Raw genomic sequence first — 17,304 nt, 5'->3', positions numbered from 1 at the left:
GCGGGTTCGAAGCGGGGGTCAGACCCCCTGGCGAATCCGGACGAAATAGTCGTCGTTTCCGACCTGACCGCCCTTCAGCGCGATCTCCAGTCCGTCGAAGGCCGGGTCGTCGCTATGGGCGGTCGAGACCGGAGAGCCGGGCGTCTCGGCCAGCGGCATTCGCGGCGTCAGCGCATGGACGCCGAGCTGGCGCAGCGCGTGGCTCGACGTATCGCCGCCTGCGATCACCGCGCGCGTCAGGCCGGCTTGGCGTACGAGCGCGGCCTGAAGCTGCCCGAGCCCACGCCCGATCGCATGGCGCGCGCCTTCGCTGCCGGCGATCTCCGCGCCGAGATCGGTCTCAGGGCCGAGCGCGGTATAGACGATGAGGCTGCGACCCTGGGCGAGCTGGGTCAGGGCGTGGTCCCGCAGGGCGTCGATGGCCGCGCTATCGCCCGCCACGAAATGGCGCGGGTCGAAGGCAAGCGCCGTGAAGCCGTGCGCTTCGGCAAAGCGGATCTGGCGCTCGGTGGTCGGCGAGCAGCTTCCTGAAACGACCGCCAAGCGCTCCACAGGCTCCATCGGCGCGAACACGCCGGGCCGGTCGATCACCCCGTCCTCCCGCCAACTCTCGGCCAGCGCATATTCGACGCCGGACGAGCCCACGACGAAGCGCGAGCCGGCAAAAGCCAGGCGGCGGAGCTGGCGCCCGGCCGCGCGCTGGGTCGCCGCGTTCAGCACGTCGATCAGGAGTGCGCCGGGCGTTTGCGTCAAAGCGGCGTCCACAGCGGCATCGGCATCGGCGTCCGTCAGGGCGAGATGGTCCACCAGCGCGATGGGCAGGTCGGTTTGGTCGGCCAGATGCCGGCGCAGATCGGCCTCGCGCATCGGGGTCACCGGATGGCGGCTCATGACCGGGTGGCGATCGATGCGGAAGATTCCGCCACGATAGGCCGCGAAAAGTTCGCCGAAAGCCGTGTAGCGCTTCAACTGCGGCGCGCCGACGAGAATGGGCACAGGCTTGCCTCCGAAGGCGGCGTGCCCAAGCTCCAGCGCGCGGCCGATGGAGCCGATCTCGGGCGAGGAATCGAAGGTCGAGCAGATCTTGTAATGCGCGATCTCGGCCTGCTCGTGCGCCATCCAGCGGAATACGGGCGTGAGGTTCTCGTTCATCCAGCCCGGCGTTTCGCTGCGGCTCGTGCCGGCGACGCCGATGGCGCGAACGTTCGGGAAGCTCGCTCGCTGCGCTTCGGTCGGCACATCAAGAAACAGAACGGTCTCGACACCTCGCAGCGCCAAGGCCTCCATCACGTCGGTGGAGCCGGTCAGGTCGTCGCCATAGAAGGTGATGAGAAGGGGGCTGGTCATAGCGCGCTCCATCGGATCAGGCGCCCGCGCCGGACGAGAATGTGTCCAGCGAGGCGGCAAGCTCGGGATGGTCGGCGGCGTAGGTCTCCAGCGGAATGCCCGCGACGGCCGCTTCCCAGGCCTGCCGCACGGCGCGAACGCCCGCGCCCGGCCCGCCGGGATGGCTCACCACACCGCCGCCGCAGAGATACATGATGTCGGTCGTGCGCACGGCGTCCCAGGTGGCCGGGGCCTGCCCGCCCCATTGACCCGAGCAGACGACCGGAAGGGAGCGATCGGCCTCCGAAAAGATCGGCTTCTGAAGCGAGCGGAAGGAGCGGATGAAGGAGTCGTCCGGCTCCCAATATTTGGCGCCGATCCCGTTGATCTGGAACTGATCGACGCCCAGCAATCGCCAGATCGTGCCATAGACCGAGAAATCCATGCCGAGCGAGGGATGCCGCGTGAGAATGTCCCAGCCATTGCGATGGGCATGGAGCACGAGCTTCGAGCGCTTGCGCAGGAAGGCCATGGCCCCCATGCCGATCGAGTTGATATTGATGACGGCCGCATTGCCGCCGGCCTCGGCCACGAGGTCGTGGTTGCGCATCATCTCGTCCGGGTCGGTGGCGGAGATGCCGAAGGCGTACATGACCTTCTGCCCGGTCTTCTGCTCATGGTCGAGGATCACGGGCATGATCGCCTTCACGCGCTCGGCCAGCGGCGAATAGGCGGGGCTCATCAGCTTTTCGTCGTCCTTGATGAAATCGACGCCGGCCTCCACCAGTTCCTTCACCATGGCCGCACTCTCATGGGGGCGAAGCCCGAGCGCGGGTTTGACGATGGAGCCGATGATCGGCCGCTCGCGAACGCCGGTGAGGCGCTGCGAGCCTTCGATGCCGAATTGCGGGCCGGGATAGGCGTTGGCGAAAGCGGGCGGCAAAGTCAGGCCGATCACGCGGATGCCGCTGAAGCCCTTGATCGAATAGGTGCCCCCGATAGCGATCGTCATCAGCGCCGCGAGATCGGGGCCGATGGCCTCGATCGGAAAGGCAATGTCAGCCTCGCCGCATTGAAACGGACCGGCGTCCCGCAGATCGTCATGCGACCGGCCGAAGGCAGGCTCGGCGACGGGTTCGAGCGTGCGAACTGCCAGAACCTCAGCCGCCACGCGCGCTTTCAGTTCCGGCGTTTCGCCGGGAAGGGGAACGAAGGTGCCGGTGGACTGATCGCTGGCGATCTTCGTCGCCATCTTTTCCACGCTGCCTGGCGTCTCGATGCGGTAGGTCAGGACGATGCGGTCGGCCATGTCAGGTTCCATCGGAAAGTTTGCGCGAAGACGCGGCGCGCGAAATCGTTTGGGTCTGTTCTAGAGAAGGCGTGCCGGTATAATGACGATATCAGATCGCCGGCGCGCTTGAGGGGCGATCGGTTTGACGAGACCTCGCTCCGAAAGGCTCCCGATGGCGACGCCGTCCGAACCCATCGTCCGACGCAAGCTCTCCGCGCAGGTCTTCGAGCGGCTGAAGACGATGGTCATGGACGGGACGCTGAAGCCCGGCGACGCCATGCCGTCCGAACGCGAGCTGATGGAGCGCTTCGGTGTCGGACGCCCGGCGATCCGCGAGGCGATGCAGACGCTCGGCAATATCGGCCTGATCGCGATCTCCCATGGGGAGCGCGCGCGTGTTCTGCCGCTGACGCCCCATTCCGTGATCTCGCAGGTAGATCTTGCGGCCGAAATCATGCTGTCCACCTCGCCGGCGGCGCTCGACCATCTGAAGGAAGCCCGCATCTTCTTCGAGCGTGGCATCGTCCGGCAAGCGGCTGAAAAGGCGAGCCCACAGGACGTTGCCGCGCTGCGCGCGCTCCTGGACGAGCAGGAGGCCGCGCTCGGCACGCCGGAGATTTTCATTGCCGCCGACATGCGTTTTCACACGCGCATTGCCGCGATCTGCGGAAACCCGATCTTCGAGGCGGTGTCCGGCGCCATGCTCGGCTGGCTCAAGGCCTATCACACCGAAATGCTGATCTGGACCGGCAAGGAAAACGTGACGCTGGTGGAGCATCACGAAATCCTCGACGCGATCGCGCGCAACGATGCGAGCGAGGCCGAGGCGGCGCTGATCCGCCATCTGGAGCGCTCGCGCGCGCTGTATGTTCATCAGGCGTCCTGACTCGGTTTCGATGCAGCGAGCGACACGAACCTAACCACGGCATGAGGCCCGAGCGGAATCGTGTCACCGGCCTGCAGCGCCGCCGGCGCTTCCCCCGATGCAGCCTCGTCGAAGCTCGCCTCATCCAGCACCCAGTGCCGCCAGCGGCCGGGAAGGCGGATGGTTTGCGGTTCCGACGTGAGATTGGCGAGCCAGACGATGCTGCGCCCGTCCGCATCCCGATGCGCATAGCCATTGACCCGCCTGCGATCCGAAGACGTGAAGCCGATGCGCGGATCGCCCGCTGCGCGGGCAAGGCCGGCGGCGACATGAAAGAGGGGCGCGACGCGGCTGTTCTCCAGGACGAGGCCGCGCGGCCCCGCCAGCGACGCCCCGCACCAAGCTTCCACCCCCGAGCCTTCCAGCCGCGCGGCATAGCCGACACCCCAGGCCGCGCCGAACAGACCGCGCCCACGCGGATCATCGGCGGCCATGGGCACGCGCTTGTTGTCGGGGTTCGGCATGGTGCGCGAACCATACGGGTTCTGGCGCATTCCGATCGTCGTCGGACCCAGCCGATAGGGTTTGTCGCCGATGAAGGCGCGGGTCGATCGGGTGATGAAAGGGATGGCTTCGAGCGTTTCCATGACGCTCCGATCGTCCGCCGCATGGACGATGGGGCAGGTCGCGTGGGTGACGAAATCCAGAGGCTCCAGCGGAACGCGCTTGCGGTTCAACTCCGTGAAATAGCTGAACATGCCGCCGCCAAGCCGGACACCGGGAAACGCGCGGCGCGCGGCTGAGTAGATGTCGGCGAGCGGCGGGCAGTCCGGCCATGCGCTGCCCGGCGGCGTCGAGCCGCGATCGGCATCCGGGCCGACCACCAGCGTATCCAGGCGAAGGCCCGCCTCGCGGATCGCCTGTGCGCCGGCCTGGCATTCCGCGTCGAGATCGCCGCGCGCGGGCAGGACGAATTCCAGCGCGATCTCGGCGCCGGGGCACTCGGCCGCGATGCTGGCGAAACGCTTGAGATCGTCCACGCCATGGCCGGCCAGCGGATCGAAGTGCAACAGGAGATATTGCGGGGCGATGGCTCGCAGCCGCTCGAGTTCGGCCAGCGCGGCCTCGGCCTCACCAGGCGCGACGGCGAGGCCGAAGCGCGGCAGGGTTTCGCCTATGGCGTCGCCCAACGCGATGTCGATGACGCCATTCTGGATGGCGGCGGGTGGCAGGGCAGCGGCGTCCCCCGTGATCGTCAGCGTCACCGCCTGGCGCTCGGCGACGCCGCTCTCCATGCGATAGGGCCAGGGCAGGGCGAGGGGCCGGACGTAGGTCTTGTAGGAGGCATCGGACCAGGCGCGCTGATCCTCCATCTCGAAAATGTCGCCCTCCATGCGGCAGGTCGCGGCGACGCCGGGGGCGATCTCGTGCGTGATGGCGCGGATGTTCTTGAAGGGCTGCCAGGGCTCGATCAGATCGGGGAAGGCGCTGCGCTCCACCGACCCATCGACATGCTCGACCTCGGCCGCTGTTCCGGCCAGATGTTCGATGGGGTGCAGTATGCAGAAACCGCAGCGATTGGTTTCGAACGCGCCTTCGGACAAGGCCTCGACGTCAAAGGAAAGCCGGCCGGACGCCTCGCCGGCAATGCGCGCGCTATAGCGCAGCCGCGCGCCATCCGGGGCCTCGCAGGCGGCCTCGAATTGCAGGGTGAAGCGATCGGGTTCTTCCGCGATCTTCAGATGCTCGATCGGCGGATCATAGGTGCCCCAGTCCCGATCCCGCACGACATAGGCAATGGCGCGCAGGACCTCATGGCCCTTGAAGCGGATCGCGCGCAGCCCGCCCGAGACGAACTCCACGGACAACGGCCCCGCCGTCATCAGGCGTGAAGTGGCGGGCGGCTCATCGGTGCCGAAGAGCTTGATGCGGTCGCTCATGGCTCAAAGGCTCGCGGGATCGACGGTCTGACGCGAGGCCGCGCCCTGATAGGCCGCTTCCACCAGTGCCAGCGTCTTCAGATTGTCGCGGCCGGACGTGTCGGGCTCGCGGCCCGCACGCAGGCTCTCCACCCAGTGCTTCTGAATCAGGAGCACGCTTTCCTGAATGTTGTGCCAGGGACGCTCGGCCCAGGCGAGAAGCGGGGGCGAGACATCCTCGTGCCGCGTGCCCTGCGCATCGGTCACGGTCAGCCGGTAGCCGGCGTCGAGGCGGATCGATCCTTCGGAGCCGTCGATTTCCACCAGCGTCTGGGGGAAGCGCTCCTCCTCCAGCTTCGTGGCATAGGAGCAGTCCACGACCGAGTGCATCCCGCTCTCGTGGTCGAGCAGCATGGTGGCGACATCCTCGCCGCGAATGCGCGGGTTGACGCGCTTCGTGCGGGTCGTGATGGCCGAGACGTCGCCGAAAAGAAAGCGGGCGATGTCGAGCGCGTGGATGCCCAAATCCTCGATGATGAAGCGTTCGCCCTCGGCCAAGTAAGGCTGGCCGGAATAGACGTCATAGGCCGAGCGGAAGGAAACGCGGCCGAAGAAGGGCGTGCCGATCGTGCCGGCATTCAGCGCCTCGCGCACCCGCAGGATGGGCGATTGCCAGCGGAAATTCTCATGAACCATCAGCGGAACGCCGGCCCGCTCGCAGGCCGAGACCATGGCGCGCGCATCCGCCATGGAGGGGGCGAACGGCTTCTGGCAGATGACCGGGATGGAAAGGGAGGCGGCGAGTTCCACCAGCGCGCGGTGGCTCGGCGCGGTGGTGGCAATGTCCACGAAATCCGGCGTCTCGGCGCGCAGCATCTCGGCGGCGTCCCTGTAGCGAGCCGCAATGCCGAAGCGCTCGCCCATGGCGTCGAGGCGGGCTTCGTCCCGGTCGCAGATCGCGACCATACGCACACCTTCGATCTCACCCCAGGCGTTCATCTGGTTGACGGCGAAGAAGCCGCAGCCGATCAGGGCGCCGCGCAGCTCGGTCATGTCACTCTCTCCCTCATGCTGTCTGTCCCGCCCGAGCCTTTCGGCCCGGACGGAATGCGTGCGAGCTGTGTTCGCCGATCAGGTGATGCGGCGGATCGAGGCGGCGAGTTCGTCCGCCTCGAAGACACGCTTCCAGTCGTCGCGCATCAGCATGGGCTTGCCGAATTCGATCGCCTTGTTGCAGGCGTCGGAGAAGACGCCCGGCGTTTCCTCGAAGATCACCGCGCCGAGCACGTTCATATGCCCGAGCAGGAAGTCGCGCGCGGCTTCCTTGGGAACGCCGCGACGGACCACCTCGTCCATGGCCTCGCGCATGACCACGAGCAGGCTGGCGCAGACGGTTTCCGACAGGCCGGGCTCGAGCAGCGCCATCTGCTCGACCGTGACACGGTGCGAGCGCATGACGGGCGCCCAGATTACCTTCGCCACTTCCTCGCCCAGCGCGAAATGTTCTTCCGGCCCCTGCATCAGGGCGGAGGTGATGTGCTGCTTGGCCGCGATGCCGCCGAAGAAGTCCCGCTTGGCGGCCGGGTCCGTCTCGTCGTTGAAGATCGGCGGATGACAGGGATGCGTCACGAAATAGGTGAGGTCCGGGCGCTCCGGCAGATGGCCGGCAAACGGAGCGGCGGCATCGAGAACGACGACCATTGTGCCCGGCTTCAGCTGCGCATTGATGCCGGCCGCGACCTTGCCGATGGCGGTGTCGGGCACGGCGAGGATCACGACGTCGGCTCCCTCGAGCGCTTGATCCTGCGGCACGCAGTCGAAGCCCAGACCCGACTTCAGCCGCTCGCGTCCCGCTTCGCTCAGCTCGACATGGCGCACGTCGAAACGCGAGCCCTTCAGATTGCTGGCGAGGCGGTAGCCCATCTTCCCGCCTGCTCCGAACAGAGCAATGGATGTCATGGAATGTCCTTTCACTGCGAACGAATGTGCCTTCCCGTCAGCGGCCGAGGGCCGCCTGACGCTGGAGCGCGATGCGCTGCTGAAGGCGTTGCTGGAACTGATCGACCACCACGGCCGCGATAATGACGAGGCCCTTGATGACGGTCTGCCAGAGGGAGGAGACGCCCATCATCACGAGCCCGTCCGACAGGATGCCGATGACGAAGGCGCCGACGATCGTGCCGCCGATCTTGCCGCGCCCGCCCGACATGGAGGTGCCGCCGAGAACCGCCGCCGCGATGGCGTTGAGTTCGAAGCTTTCCCCGGTGGCGGGATGCGAGGCGACGAGCTGCGAGGCGATGATGAGGCCGACGATCGCCGCGCAGAAGCCGGAAAACATGTAGACGAACATCTTGATCCGGTTGACCTTGATGCCCGAAAGCGCGGCGGCGCGCTCGTTGCCGCCGACGGCATAGATTTGCCGGCCGAGCGGCGTGCGAGCGGCGAGATAGGCCGCGCCGAGCCCCAGCACGACGAGAACCCAGATCGACACGGGCACGCCGAAGAGGGAGCCCGCGCCAATGAACGGAAAGCTCGCCGTGCCCCATTCCTCGGACCCGCGCAGGTTCGGGAAGGTCGCGCCATCGGACGAGAGCAGCGCCATGCCGCGCGCGACATAAAGCGTGCCGAGCGTGGCGATGAAGGGCGCGACGTTGAGGCGCGTGATCAGAAGCCCGTTGACGACGCCCACTGCAACGCCGACGCCGAGGGTCAAGAGGATGATCTCGAACGTGTTGAAGAAGACCGTGTAGCCCGTGAAATCGAGCGTCACGCCGTTCAAGACGAGATAGCCCGCGACCATGCCGCACAGGCCTACGATGGAGCCGACCGAGAGGTCGATGCCGCCGGTGATGATGACGAAGGTCATGCCGATGGCGAGGAACGCGTTCAGCGCCACGTGCTCGGACATGATGATGAGGTTGGCCGTCGACAGGAAGTTCGGCGCGGCGAAGGAGAAGAAGGCGATCACCGCGATCAGGGCGATGAAAGTGCGCGCCTTCAGGAGAAGAAGCGTGAGCGAGGCGTCGTTTCCGCCGGGAGCGGCTGCAAGCGATTGGGCCGACATCAGTGAAGCTCCCCAGCGGGACGGGACGAAACGGACTTGGTTGGGGCAGGGGACAGGCCATGGCCGGCGGCCGACAACGCGACGATCTCGGGCTCGGAGGCCTCAGCGCGCGAGCGTTCCCCCGTCACGCGGCCGTTGGACATGACGATGATACGGTCCGACAGCTCCATGACCTCTTCGAGGTCGGAGGTGACGAAGAGGATGCCGAGCCCCTGGGCGGCCAACTCGCGCATGACGCGGAAGATCTCAGCCTTCGCGCCGATGTCGATGCCACGGCTGGGCTCGTCCATCAGGAGCACTTTCGGCCCCGTCATCAGCGCCTTGCCGATGACGATCTTCTGCTGGTTGCCGCCCGAAAGGGAGGAGACCGGATTGTCCAGCGAGGAGACTTTCACCGCGAGCTTGCGCACGAATTCACGGACGGCACCGCGCTCGGCCTTCACGTCGAGATGAAAAAGTTTGGTGAAGGCGGCCAAGCTCGACATGGTCATGTTTTCGGTGACGGAGAGGATCTGCACGAGACCCTCCGCCTTGCGATCCTCCGGGATCAGCGCGATGCCGCGCTGGATGCGCCCGTGGATCGTCTTGTCGTGGAGCGCCTTTCCGTCCAGCACGATGCGGCCGGTGGCGAGCGGCTCGCGTCCGATAATGCAGTCGAACAGCTCCGTGCGCCCCGCGCCCATCAGCCCGTAAATGCCGACGATCTCGCCGGCTCGCAGCGCCAGGGACACGTGATCCACCGCGAAGCCGCCGCCCTTGCGCGGCAGGGTCATGTCGTCGACGCTTAAGACCTCGCCGCCATAGGCATGGTCCACCGTCTTGGCGAAGTCCTTGGAGGCCGAGCCGATCATGGCGCGCACGATCCAGGGCACGTCCACATCGGTCATCGGCTGCGCGCCGGTGATGCGCCCGTCGCGCAGGACGGTGATGTAGTCTCCGATCCGCACCAGCTCTTCCAGCCGATGCGAGATATAGACGATGGCGACGCCCTGCGCCTTCAGCTCATGGATGACGCCGAACAGGATTTCCACCTCGGCCGCCGAAAGGGCGGAGGTCGGCTCGTCCAAGATCAGGATACGCGCATCCTGCGACAAGGCCTTGGCGATCTCCACGATCTGCTGCTCGCCGATGCGCAGGTCCGCGACCGGCGTGTCCGGCGCGTTGGAATGCTCCAACCGGCGCAGAAGCGCGCTCGCGGCATTGGCCTGTGCTTGCTTGTCGATGTCGATGCCCAGCCGCGTCTTCTCGCGGCCGATGAAGATGTTCTCGGCGATCGTCATGTTCGGGAAGAGGTTGAGTTCCTGAAACACGATGCCGATCCCATGCCGGGCGGCGTCGGCCGTGCCCGAGAGGGTGACGGGCTCGCCGCTCACGATCACCTCGCCCGTCGTCGGCTGCTCGACGCCGGCGATGATCTTCATGAGGGTCGATTTGCCCGCGCCGTTCTCGCCGACGAGAACGTTCACCGCGCCCTTGCGCACGTAGAAATCGACGCCCTTCAGCGCCTGCGTGCCGGGATAGACCTTGGTCGCGTTGCGGACCGACAGCACGATCTCGTGGTCTTGCGACGCCGTATTCATGCGCCGCCCCCGAGGGAGACCAGAACCGGGGTCAGGACAATCTTGTCGCCCTTGGTCTTCATGGTGAAGACGCCCGTCGCCTCGACGCTTGCGCCCACCAGCTTGTCGCGCGGCAGGTCCTTCAGCGCCGTCTCGTAGGCCTGATTGTTGAAGGCCTTGGCGACGTCGGCATATTCGATCTGATTGCTGTATTGCGTGAAGGAGACAAAGGGCAGCACGTCGCGGATCGAGGTGCCCTTGATGACGGGGCCGAGTTGGAGCGTGACGTCGCCCTTGCCGTCGCCGTCCGTGTCGAGTTCGGCGGTGGCCGCGCGCGACTGCGTGTTGGCCGCGACCACCGTGCCCTTCACGCGCACGGCGAAATTCCAGGGCGCGCCTTCCTGCACCTCGCGATAGCCGAAGCTTCGGCCGGCGGCGTCGAGATCGGCCGCGATGGCGGGGCGAACCGCGGCGAAGGGATGGGCCTTTTCGACGAAATAGGGGACGACTTGGGCTCCCCACATGGCGGTTGCGCCAACGCCCGCCTTGGGCTTGGCGGCCGCCTCCTTGCGGGCAGCAAGCTCCGCCGTTTCGATGAACTTGCAGCCGGTCAGCGCGAGCGCGAAACCGAGAGCGACGAAGGGCAGTTTGCGGAAAAGAGACATGCGAAGCCTCCGGATCGAGCGAGCCGACGATGCGGGCGGCACGTTGCGCCGCCCGCCTGTCGGGTCAGTCCTTCAGGGCGAAGGTTTCGAGCTTGTCGGCATTGTCGGCATTGATGAGGACGCAGTCCATCAGCTGCTTCTCCTCGGTGCCCGTCTTGCCGGTTTCGAGATATTGCTTGGCTTGCTCCACCGCGAGCTGCGCCTGGCGATAGGCCGGCTGGAGAACCGTGGCCTTGATGCCGCCCTTCTTGATTGAGTCGCGCACGTCGTTTGAGCCGTCGAAGCCGACCACGATCACGTCGGTGCGGCCGGCCGCTTCCAGCGCCGCCCAGGCGCCCATGGCCATCGTGTCGTTGCCGGAGATCACGCCCTTGATCTCAGGGTTCGCCTGCAGGATCGTCTGCATCTTCTCGAAGGCTTCGGGCTGGCTCCAATTGGCCGACTGCTGCACGACCATCTTCATGTCGGGATACTGATCGATCACGTCATGATAGCCGCTCGAACGGATGCCGGCATTGGTGTCCGCCTCGCGGCCCAGAAGCTCGGCATAGGGGCCTTTCTCGCCCATGAGCTTGACGAACTCTTCCGCGCCCAGCTGCGCGCCCTGATAATTGTTCGACACGATCTGCGACACGGCGATGCCGGTCTCGTTGATCTCGCGGTCGATCATGAAGGAGGGAATGCCGGCATTCTTGGCCTTCTGCACCGCCGCCGTGGTGGCCGCCGCGCCGGCATTGTCGAGAACGATCGCCTTGGCGCCGCGCGCGATCGCCGTGTCCACCAGCTGGTTCTGCTTGTTGGCATCGTCGTCGTGCACCAGGATCAGCGGCTCGAAGCCGAGTTCCTTGGCCTTGGCCGCCGCGCCTTCCGCCTCGGCCTTGAAGAACGGGTTGTCGTGGCTCGGCGTGATGATCGCCATCAGGTCGGCGGCAAACGCCCCGGCCGGCAAGGTGACCGCGAGCATGGCGGCGGCGGCCGTCGATAGAAGAAGCTGCTTGAACATGGATCGTCCTCCCGAAACTCCCTTCGGAGGGTGATCGGCGTTTTGGCACCACGATCCCCACCCGGGCGCTGCCTCCCCGCAGCGATGCCGGGACCATGACAATCCATGGTCTTCTCGTCAACTGGTATAATGAGTTTGCCAGTTTGTGGGTCTCAGACGTCCTGTGGCCAGTTGGCCTGCGTGAAGACGCCGCCATCGACCCAGAGCGTCTGGCCCGTGACGAAAGCGGCGGCCTCGCTGGCGAAGAAGAGGACGGGTCCGGTGATGTCGTCCACCGTGCCGGCGCGGCGCAGCGGCGTGATGCGGCCCCAGCTGGCTGCGTAGTCCGGCGCTTCCTGCAGGGTGCGCTCGTTGAGGATGGCGCCGGGGGCGACGCAATTGACGCGAATGCCGTAAGGGCCGAGCTCAGTGGCCGACACCTTGGTCAGCTGCTCGATGCCGCCTTTGGACGCCGTGTAGTCCACGAGCCGGGGGAAGGCGAGCTTGTTGCAGCCCGAGCCGATATTGACGATCGAGCCGCCCTTTCCAGCCGCGATCAGTCGGCGCGCGGCCGCTTGGGTATTGAGAAACGTGCCTTTCAGATTGGTTTGGATGACCCGGTCCCAATCTTCCTCCGCGAGGTCGAGCAGCGAACTCCAGGTCTGCAGCCCCGCATTGTTGACCACGACATTCGGCGCGCCGCCATGCCAGCGCTCGATCTCGTCATAGAAGGTCGAAACCTCGACGGAGCGTCCCGCGTCGCATTCCAGGCCCAGCGCCCGGCCGCCCTTGGCCTCGATCTCGGCGACGAGCGAAGCGGCGGCCTGCGCATCCGCCTTGTAACTGACGGCGACAGAATAGGCCTGTGCGGCGAAGGCCAATGCGAGACCACGCCCGATGCCGGTATTTCCGCCTGTGATCACAACCAGCTTCGTCATGAATGCCCCTTTGCACGCGTGAGATGCCGCGCGCTCTACGACGAGGGAGCACTTGGCGGAAGGGCCAAAGGTTTTAAAAACGGCTGGGGGCGGGCTCTTTGCCGGGCGAGGGAACCTGTTGGCCGGCTCCGCTCTTTGCTGGAAGAGTTCCAGACAAGGATGCGACGCATGGCCGAGAAGGACAAGGGACCGGACTTCGCGAAAGGCATCGCCTCGGCGGAGCTTGCGATCGGCGCGATGATGCGCGGCACCGTGGGCGAAGCGCCGGTGATCCTCGTGCGGAGCGAAGCGGGCCTGCGCGCCTTCTCGGCCAAATGCACGCATCTCGGCGCCATGCTGGATACGGGCCTGCTGGCGTATGGCGAGATCCGCTGCCCTTGGCATCATGCGCGCTTTTCCGCCGATACGGGCGAGGCCGTTGCCGCACCGGCTTTCGCGCCCTTGTCCTGCTACCGTGTCGAAGAGCGCGACGGGCAAATCGTCGTGGGTGAGAAAACCTCGACCCAACCTCCGCAACTGGACCGGCAGCCGCCCGAGCGAATCGTGATCCTGGGCGCGGGCGCAGCGGGCTTTGCCTGCGCCCATGAACTGGCCAAGCGTGGCGCGGGCGCACATGTTACTCTCATCGACGAGGAGAGGGACGCGCCCTACGACAGGACATTCTGTTCCAAGCAATATCTCGCAGGGAAGAAGGACCGTCCCGGCGTGGCCATGGCCGAGGCCGAGTTCCTGCACCAAAGCGGCGTGACGTTGCGCAGCGGCGAGCACGTTCTGTCCATCGACGCGGAGGCCAAAACCCTCTCGCTGAAGAGCGGAACCTTGCCTTACGACGCGCTGGTGATCGCCAGCGGCGCCGCGCCGAAGCGAGCGGACACGTCGGGTTTCGAGCGCGAAAACGTTTATGTGCTCCGCAGCCTCGCGGATGCCGATGCGATCATTGCACAAGCGCGAGAGGGTCGAACGGCCCTGATCGTCGGCTCCAGCTTCATCGGGCTGGAGGCGGCCGCTTCGCTGCGCGCCCGTAAGGTCGAAGTCCATGTGGTCGCGCCCGGCGACATCCCGCTGCGCAAGGTGTTGGGCGCGGATGTCGGGCGGATGGTTCGCGCCCTTCATGAAGAGAACGGTGTCCTCTTCCATCAGGGGAAGGTCCACTCCTATGATGGGCGCACCGCCGTTCTGGAAGACGGCATTCGCCTTGACGTGGATTTCGTGGTGCTCGGCCTGGGCGTCGCGCCGCGCGTCGATCTGGCATCGGCCGCCGGGCTCGACCTGGCTTCGGACGAGGAAGGAGGCGGCATTCGGGTAGATTCCAATCTTCGCACATCCGCACCCGGCATCTTCGCGGCCGGCGACGTCGCCAACCTTCCGGCGCGTGCGGGGCAGGGACGTCAGCGGATCGAACACTGGGTTCATGCTCAGCGCCAAGGCCAGCACGTCGCCCGCGTCCTGCTCGGACACAGCGAGCCTTTCGAGGACGTACCGTTCTTCTGGAGCGCGCATTTCGGCACCAGCCTTCGCTATGTCGGCCATGCCGAGGAGATCGCGGAGGCCGAAATGGACGGCTCGACGTCCGACAAGAATTTCGCCTTACGCCTGACGGACAATCGAGGCGGCCAAGCCATCGTCACCTGCAAGCGAGATAAGGCGGCCCTGGAGGTGGAAGCGGACTGGGAGCGTTAAGGTCTCCAGGTGCGATACCCCGAGACACCTGACGGCCGATATTTCGTGGTGCGGGGTCGCCTTTGGCGCCTGTCCAACCCCGCTCTGTCAGGCGACAAACGGGATGCTCTCGTCAAGAACCTCATGGCGGCTCGCCGCGCGGTGGCGCTGAGCCGGCGTAAGGGGGACGGCGAGGGTCTTGCCGACGCGCGGCAGGCAGTGGATAGGGTCAAGAGAGCCTTGGGCGAGCGTGGGCCGGTCTGGTGGTCCGATGGCGCGCCGGATTTGAATCGGCGGCTCGTGCGCAATACGCCTTACGCCGATTGGTATGCCGGCCTCGAAAGCGAACAGGACGGTGCGCGGGACAGAACCGAACCGGGCGATACGCCGGCGGTTTGACGCCGATTCGATGCGAATTTGTCTGCGCATTGGGCCCGAAGGTTGGGTATCACGCTGGCCCTGCCATCCGGCTATGCTACAGTTGCCTGCCGGATTCGCGTCCGGTAGAGGGCCGCGCGGGGGGATCGCGCGGTGGGGAAGGAGTCGCCACGCTGGTAGTCGAGATCGCACCTGTCAGCCGTTCGTCCAAGCGACGCTCCTTGAGATTGCACGGCTCCATCGCGCAAGAGATCGGCACGGCCATTGTGACCGGGCGGTACCAGCCGAACGACCTTCTCCCGAACGAAGTCACCTTTTCCGAAAAGCTTCAGGTCTCGCGCACGGCCTATCGCGAGGCGGTGCGTATTCTTGCTGCCAAGGGGCTCGTAACGAGCCGCCCGAAAGCCGGCACCCGCATCAGCCCGCGCCGGAGCTGGCACGTTCTGGATCCTGACGTCCTGCGCTGGATTTTCGAGAACGGTGCGCCGGACCCGGCCTTCCTTCAGGAACTGTTCGAACTGCGACAGATTGTTGAGCCGGCAGCGGCCGCGCTCGCCGCCGAGCGACGCACGGCCGAGGATCTCGACGAGCTTCGAGCGGCGCTGGACGGTATGGAGCGTCATGGTCTCGCGGTGGAAAACGGGCGCGAGGCCGATCGCCTGTTTCACGAGGTGATCCTGCGCGCGACCGGAAACGGAGCCCTCGGCACGCTGGCGCCGGGTATCGCTTCGGCCGTGCGCTGGACGACCTTGTTCAAGGCTCGTGACGGCCGTATGCCCCGCGATCCTCTGCCCGAGCATGTGAGCGTGTTCGAGGCGATCAAGCAGGGCGATGCCGCAAAGGCGCGCCGCGCCATGGGCGAGCTTGTCGGCCTAGCGCTTCACGATATTGGCGCGATTGAGAGCAGCCAGACCTGACAGAGGGGCAACCCGAGCGCTTGGCCACGGTCGGGGAGGGACTCTTTCGATGGTCGCAAACCCGCGCCTCGAATGGCCGAGGGCATCGACGATACGCGCTGTCTGAGTCGAGCACGTAGAAGCAGCCAGTTGATCGCACAAATCGTTTAGCCGGCTGAAAGTCGATTGGAACGCGCCCATAATATCGCGCGCCATGATTCGAACGGTTATGCCGACTTGGACAGGCGCACCACTTCGGTGTCCCGTTACATCGTGGGGTTCTCGCAACATTGCGAAACCGAAGAGTCTCGATTCCATTTCGAAGGGCTCCGGAACCTTGCGTTTAACGCTCGCTTCCGATCCGATGCTAAGGCACCATTGGTAATTCGGCGAGGAGGGATGCCGCGGAGCGGCGCGCCGGGTTGCAGGACGTGAAGCGGGGATATCCACATGACATTGCGCACCGTCTTCCTGGCGATTGGCGCCAGCGTGCCAGCCTTATCTTGGGCGCATGGGGCGGACGTCCCTGTCACGCCACAAGTGGAACCGGCGGATTATGTCCGGGTCTGCGACGTCTATGGTGCAGGATTTCTCTTCATTCCGGGAACGCAGACCTGCTTCAGCTTCGGCGGCTATCTCCGCTTCGACACGATCGTCGCCGGCAGCCCGGCGCGCAATCTGGAAGGGGACGATTACGAAGCCTCGACCAGCGTGCGTACGCGCTTGAACTTCGACATTCGGGAAGAAACGGAATGGGGGACGCTTCGCGCCTACGCGCGTCTTCAGAACACCAATCTGTCCGGCACCGGTAATACGGTCGCGATGGATCAGGGATTCGTACAGCTTGGTGGTCTCCTCGCGGGCTACCGCGATTCCCTTTGGTCGTCCGACATCGGCGGGATCGAAGACGGGCTGCTGACGGACACCGACCTCGTGGTTGGTGACTTCAACACCAATCAGGTGTCCTACACCTTCGCCGGAGGGGGCTTCTCGGCGACGCTGGGGCTGGAGGACGATTCCACCGGCGACATCAAGCCCGATATCCACGCCAAGCTCGTCTATTCCGGCGCCTGGGGCGGGGCCTACCTGTCGGCTGTCTATGACGAAACGTTCAATCAGGAAGACGCCGCCCGCGCCATCGGCTTCGATCCGTTCCTGTATCAGGGCTTGGAGTATTATCCGCTCTTCCTGCCCAATCTGCCCACCCGGCTTCAGGATGGTTCTCACTACGCCTTCGCTTTGAAGGGCGGCGTTCTGTTCAAGAACGTTATAGCGCCCGACTCGTCGCTGAAGATCGAAGGGCATTATGCGTTCGACCCGACCGTCTACGCCTCGATCGCCGGGCTTGCGACGACCAGCACATTCGCGGCCAACAACCCGACGGTTCTGAACCCGGAGCCTGGCTCTGTCCCGGTCTTCCTCGAATATGCCGTGGGCGCGGGCTACGCGCAGAAGGTCGGACAGGTCGGTTTGGCCGTCTCGGGTCAGTTCGGCCGGACGTTCGACACCGGCTTCTTCGGCACCTTGCCCGATGGACGCTTCGGCACGCTCACGAGCCGAGGAGATTATTACGCCCTGGTTGGCAATCTCGGCTACCAGATCACGTCTAAAATGGCCTCTCTCTTGGAGGTCTCATACCGCAATGTCGACTTTGATCGCGTGGGGCAGGTGGACCAGACGAGCGGCTTCCTGCGCCTTCAGCGCGATTTCTGATCTGTCGGCCGGAGTTTAACTGAAGATGCCGCGCCCTTTCGGGGCGCGG

General features: G+C 65.6%; 15 protein-coding genes. 5 read left to right on the top strand and 10 right to left on the bottom strand.

The features are described 5' to 3' along the window. Positions 1 to 18: 18 nt before the first annotated feature. Both AUL36_RS18915 and oiaX read right to left on the bottom strand, forming a co-directional pair. Entirely contained in the window at positions 19 to 1,347 is a 1,329-nt protein-coding gene (locus tag AUL36_RS18915; protein ID WP_062223237.1) for a four-carbon acid sugar kinase family protein, read from the bottom strand. Between the two features lie 16 nt (positions 1,348 to 1,363). After that, the gene (gene oiaX / locus AUL36_RS18910) at positions 1,364 to 2,635 is read right to left on the bottom strand and encodes a 3-oxo-isoapionate-4-phosphate decarboxylase OiaX (protein WP_062223235.1); all 1,272 of its coding nucleotides are present in this window, start codon (positions 2,633 to 2,635) and stop codon (positions 1,364 to 1,366) included. 154 nt (positions 2,636 to 2,789) lie between these two features. Here oiaX and AUL36_RS18905 point away from each other — a divergent pair, with 154 nt between their 5' ends. Beyond that, on the top strand, positions 2,790 to 3,503 hold the full coding sequence (locus AUL36_RS18905; RefSeq protein ID WP_062223233.1) for a transcriptional regulator NanR: 714 nt from the start codon (positions 2,790 to 2,792) through the stop codon (positions 3,501 to 3,503). Here the strand turns inward: AUL36_RS18905 and apnL are convergent. The 8 genes from apnL to AUL36_RS18865 all read right to left on the bottom strand — a co-directional run bounded on the left by apnL (position 3,491) and on the right by AUL36_RS18865 (position 12,609). Beyond that, a complete protein-coding gene (gene apnL, locus AUL36_RS18900) occupies positions 3,491 to 5,422 on the bottom strand; it encodes a D-apionate lactonase (RefSeq protein WP_062223231.1) in 1,932 nt (643 codons plus the stop codon). The genes AUL36_RS18905 and apnL overlap by 13 nt on opposite strands. Positions 5,423 to 5,425: 3 nt before the next feature. Then, positions 5,426 to 6,454, bottom strand: a complete 1,029-nt coding sequence (locus tag AUL36_RS18895; RefSeq protein WP_062223230.1) for a Gfo/Idh/MocA family protein — start codon at positions 6,452 to 6,454, stop codon at positions 5,426 to 5,428. Positions 6,455 to 6,532: 78 nt separating this feature from the next. Next, complete coding sequence (locus AUL36_RS18890; protein WP_062223227.1) at positions 6,533 to 7,360, bottom strand: phosphogluconate dehydrogenase C-terminal domain-containing protein; 828 nt, start codon at positions 7,358 to 7,360, stop codon at positions 6,533 to 6,535. 37 nt (positions 7,361 to 7,397) lie between these two features. After that, on the bottom strand, positions 7,398 to 8,465 hold the full coding sequence (locus AUL36_RS18885; protein ID WP_062223225.1) for an ABC transporter permease: 1,068 nt from the start codon (positions 8,463 to 8,465) through the stop codon (positions 7,398 to 7,400). Then, on the bottom strand, positions 8,465 to 10,045 hold the full coding sequence (locus AUL36_RS18880; RefSeq protein ID WP_062223223.1) for a sugar ABC transporter ATP-binding protein: 1,581 nt from the start codon (positions 10,043 to 10,045) through the stop codon (positions 8,465 to 8,467). Before AUL36_RS18880 ends, AUL36_RS18885 begins: the two co-directional genes overlap by 1 nt. Beyond that, the gene (locus tag AUL36_RS18875) at positions 10,042 to 10,689 is read right to left on the bottom strand and encodes a DUF2291 family protein (RefSeq protein WP_062223221.1); all 648 of its coding nucleotides are present in this window, start codon (positions 10,687 to 10,689) and stop codon (positions 10,042 to 10,044) included. Before AUL36_RS18875 ends, AUL36_RS18880 begins: the two co-directional genes overlap by 4 nt. A gap of 64 nt (positions 10,690 to 10,753) precedes the next feature. Next, positions 10,754 to 11,692: a D-ribose ABC transporter substrate-binding protein gene (locus tag AUL36_RS18870; RefSeq protein ID WP_156418475.1), complete on the bottom strand. Its 939-nt coding sequence runs from the start codon at positions 11,690 to 11,692 to the stop codon at positions 10,754 to 10,756. A 152-nt stretch (positions 11,693 to 11,844) separates the two neighbouring features. Continuing rightward, positions 11,845 to 12,609: an SDR family NAD(P)-dependent oxidoreductase gene (locus AUL36_RS18865; protein WP_062223219.1), complete on the bottom strand. Its 765-nt coding sequence runs from the start codon at positions 12,607 to 12,609 to the stop codon at positions 11,845 to 11,847. 168 nt (positions 12,610 to 12,777) lie between these two features. On the opposite strand from AUL36_RS18865, the gene AUL36_RS18860 reads away from it, so the two are divergent. From AUL36_RS18860 to AUL36_RS18845, 4 genes are all read left to right on the top strand, one after another. After that, complete coding sequence (locus AUL36_RS18860) at positions 12,778 to 14,289, top strand: FAD-dependent oxidoreductase (protein ID WP_062223217.1); 1,512 nt, start codon at positions 12,778 to 12,780, stop codon at positions 14,287 to 14,289. 9 nt (positions 14,290 to 14,298) lie between these two features. After that, positions 14,299 to 14,667 carry a hypothetical protein gene (locus AUL36_RS18855; RefSeq protein WP_062223215.1) on the top strand — a complete coding sequence of 123 codons (369 nt, stop codon included), beginning with the start codon at positions 14,299 to 14,301 and terminating at the stop codon, positions 14,665 to 14,667. Between the two features lie 200 nt (positions 14,668 to 14,867). Then, complete coding sequence (locus AUL36_RS18850) at positions 14,868 to 15,563, top strand: FadR/GntR family transcriptional regulator (protein ID WP_244497171.1); 696 nt, start codon at positions 14,868 to 14,870, stop codon at positions 15,561 to 15,563. 429 nt (positions 15,564 to 15,992) lie between these two features. Beyond that, a complete protein-coding gene (locus AUL36_RS18845; protein WP_062223213.1) occupies positions 15,993 to 17,255 on the top strand; it encodes a porin in 1,263 nt (420 codons plus the stop codon). Positions 17,256 to 17,304 lie beyond the last annotated feature (49 nt).

It is taken from the genome of Aureimonas sp. D3 (genome assembly GCF_001463805.1).
Classification (GTDB): domain Bacteria; phylum Pseudomonadota; class Alphaproteobacteria; order Rhizobiales; family Rhizobiaceae; genus Aureimonas; species Aureimonas ureilytica_A.
The sequence above is the reverse complement of the archived record's forward strand: the minus strand, read 5'-3'. Positions and strand labels throughout refer to the sequence as shown.

Bases quoted from the DNA above. Each gene is read 5' to 3' on its own strand.
- AUL36_RS18860 (WP_062223217.1), top strand. From the start codon at position 12,778: ATGGCCGAGAAGGACAAGGGACCGGACTTCGCGAAAGGCATCGCCTCG.
- AUL36_RS18895 (WP_062223230.1), bottom strand. From the start codon at position 6,454: ATGACCGAGCTGCGCGGCGCCCTGATCGGCTGCGGCTTCTTCGCCGTC.
- AUL36_RS18890 (WP_062223227.1), bottom strand. From the start codon at position 7,360: ATGACATCCATTGCTCTGTTCGGAGCAGGCGGGAAGATGGGCTACCGC.
- AUL36_RS18845 (WP_062223213.1), top strand. From the start codon at position 15,993: ATGACATTGCGCACCGTCTTCCTGGCGATTGGCGCCAGCGTGCCAGCC.
- AUL36_RS18885 (WP_062223225.1), bottom strand. From the start codon at position 8,465: ATGTCGGCCCAATCGCTTGCAGCCGCTCCCGGCGGAAACGACGCCTCG.
- apnL (WP_062223231.1), bottom strand. From the start codon at position 5,422: ATGAGCGACCGCATCAAGCTCTTCGGCACCGATGAGCCGCCCGCCACT.
- AUL36_RS18915 (WP_062223237.1), bottom strand. From the start codon at position 1,347: ATGACCAGCCCCCTTCTCATCACCTTCTATGGCGACGACCTGACCGGC.
- AUL36_RS18870 (WP_156418475.1), bottom strand. From the start codon at position 11,692: ATGTTCAAGCAGCTTCTTCTATCGACGGCCGCCGCCGCCATGCTCGCG.
- AUL36_RS18880 (WP_062223223.1), bottom strand. From the start codon at position 10,045: ATGAATACGGCGTCGCAAGACCACGAGATCGTGCTGTCGGTCCGCAAC.
- oiaX (WP_062223235.1), bottom strand. From the start codon at position 2,635: ATGGCCGACCGCATCGTCCTGACCTACCGCATCGAGACGCCAGGCAGC.
- AUL36_RS18865 (WP_062223219.1), bottom strand. From the start codon at position 12,609: ATGACGAAGCTGGTTGTGATCACAGGCGGAAATACCGGCATCGGGCGT.
- AUL36_RS18905 (WP_062223233.1), top strand. From the start codon at position 2,790: ATGGCGACGCCGTCCGAACCCATCGTCCGACGCAAGCTCTCCGCGCAG.
- AUL36_RS18875 (WP_062223221.1), bottom strand. From the start codon at position 10,689: ATGTCTCTTTTCCGCAAACTGCCCTTCGTCGCTCTCGGTTTCGCGCTC.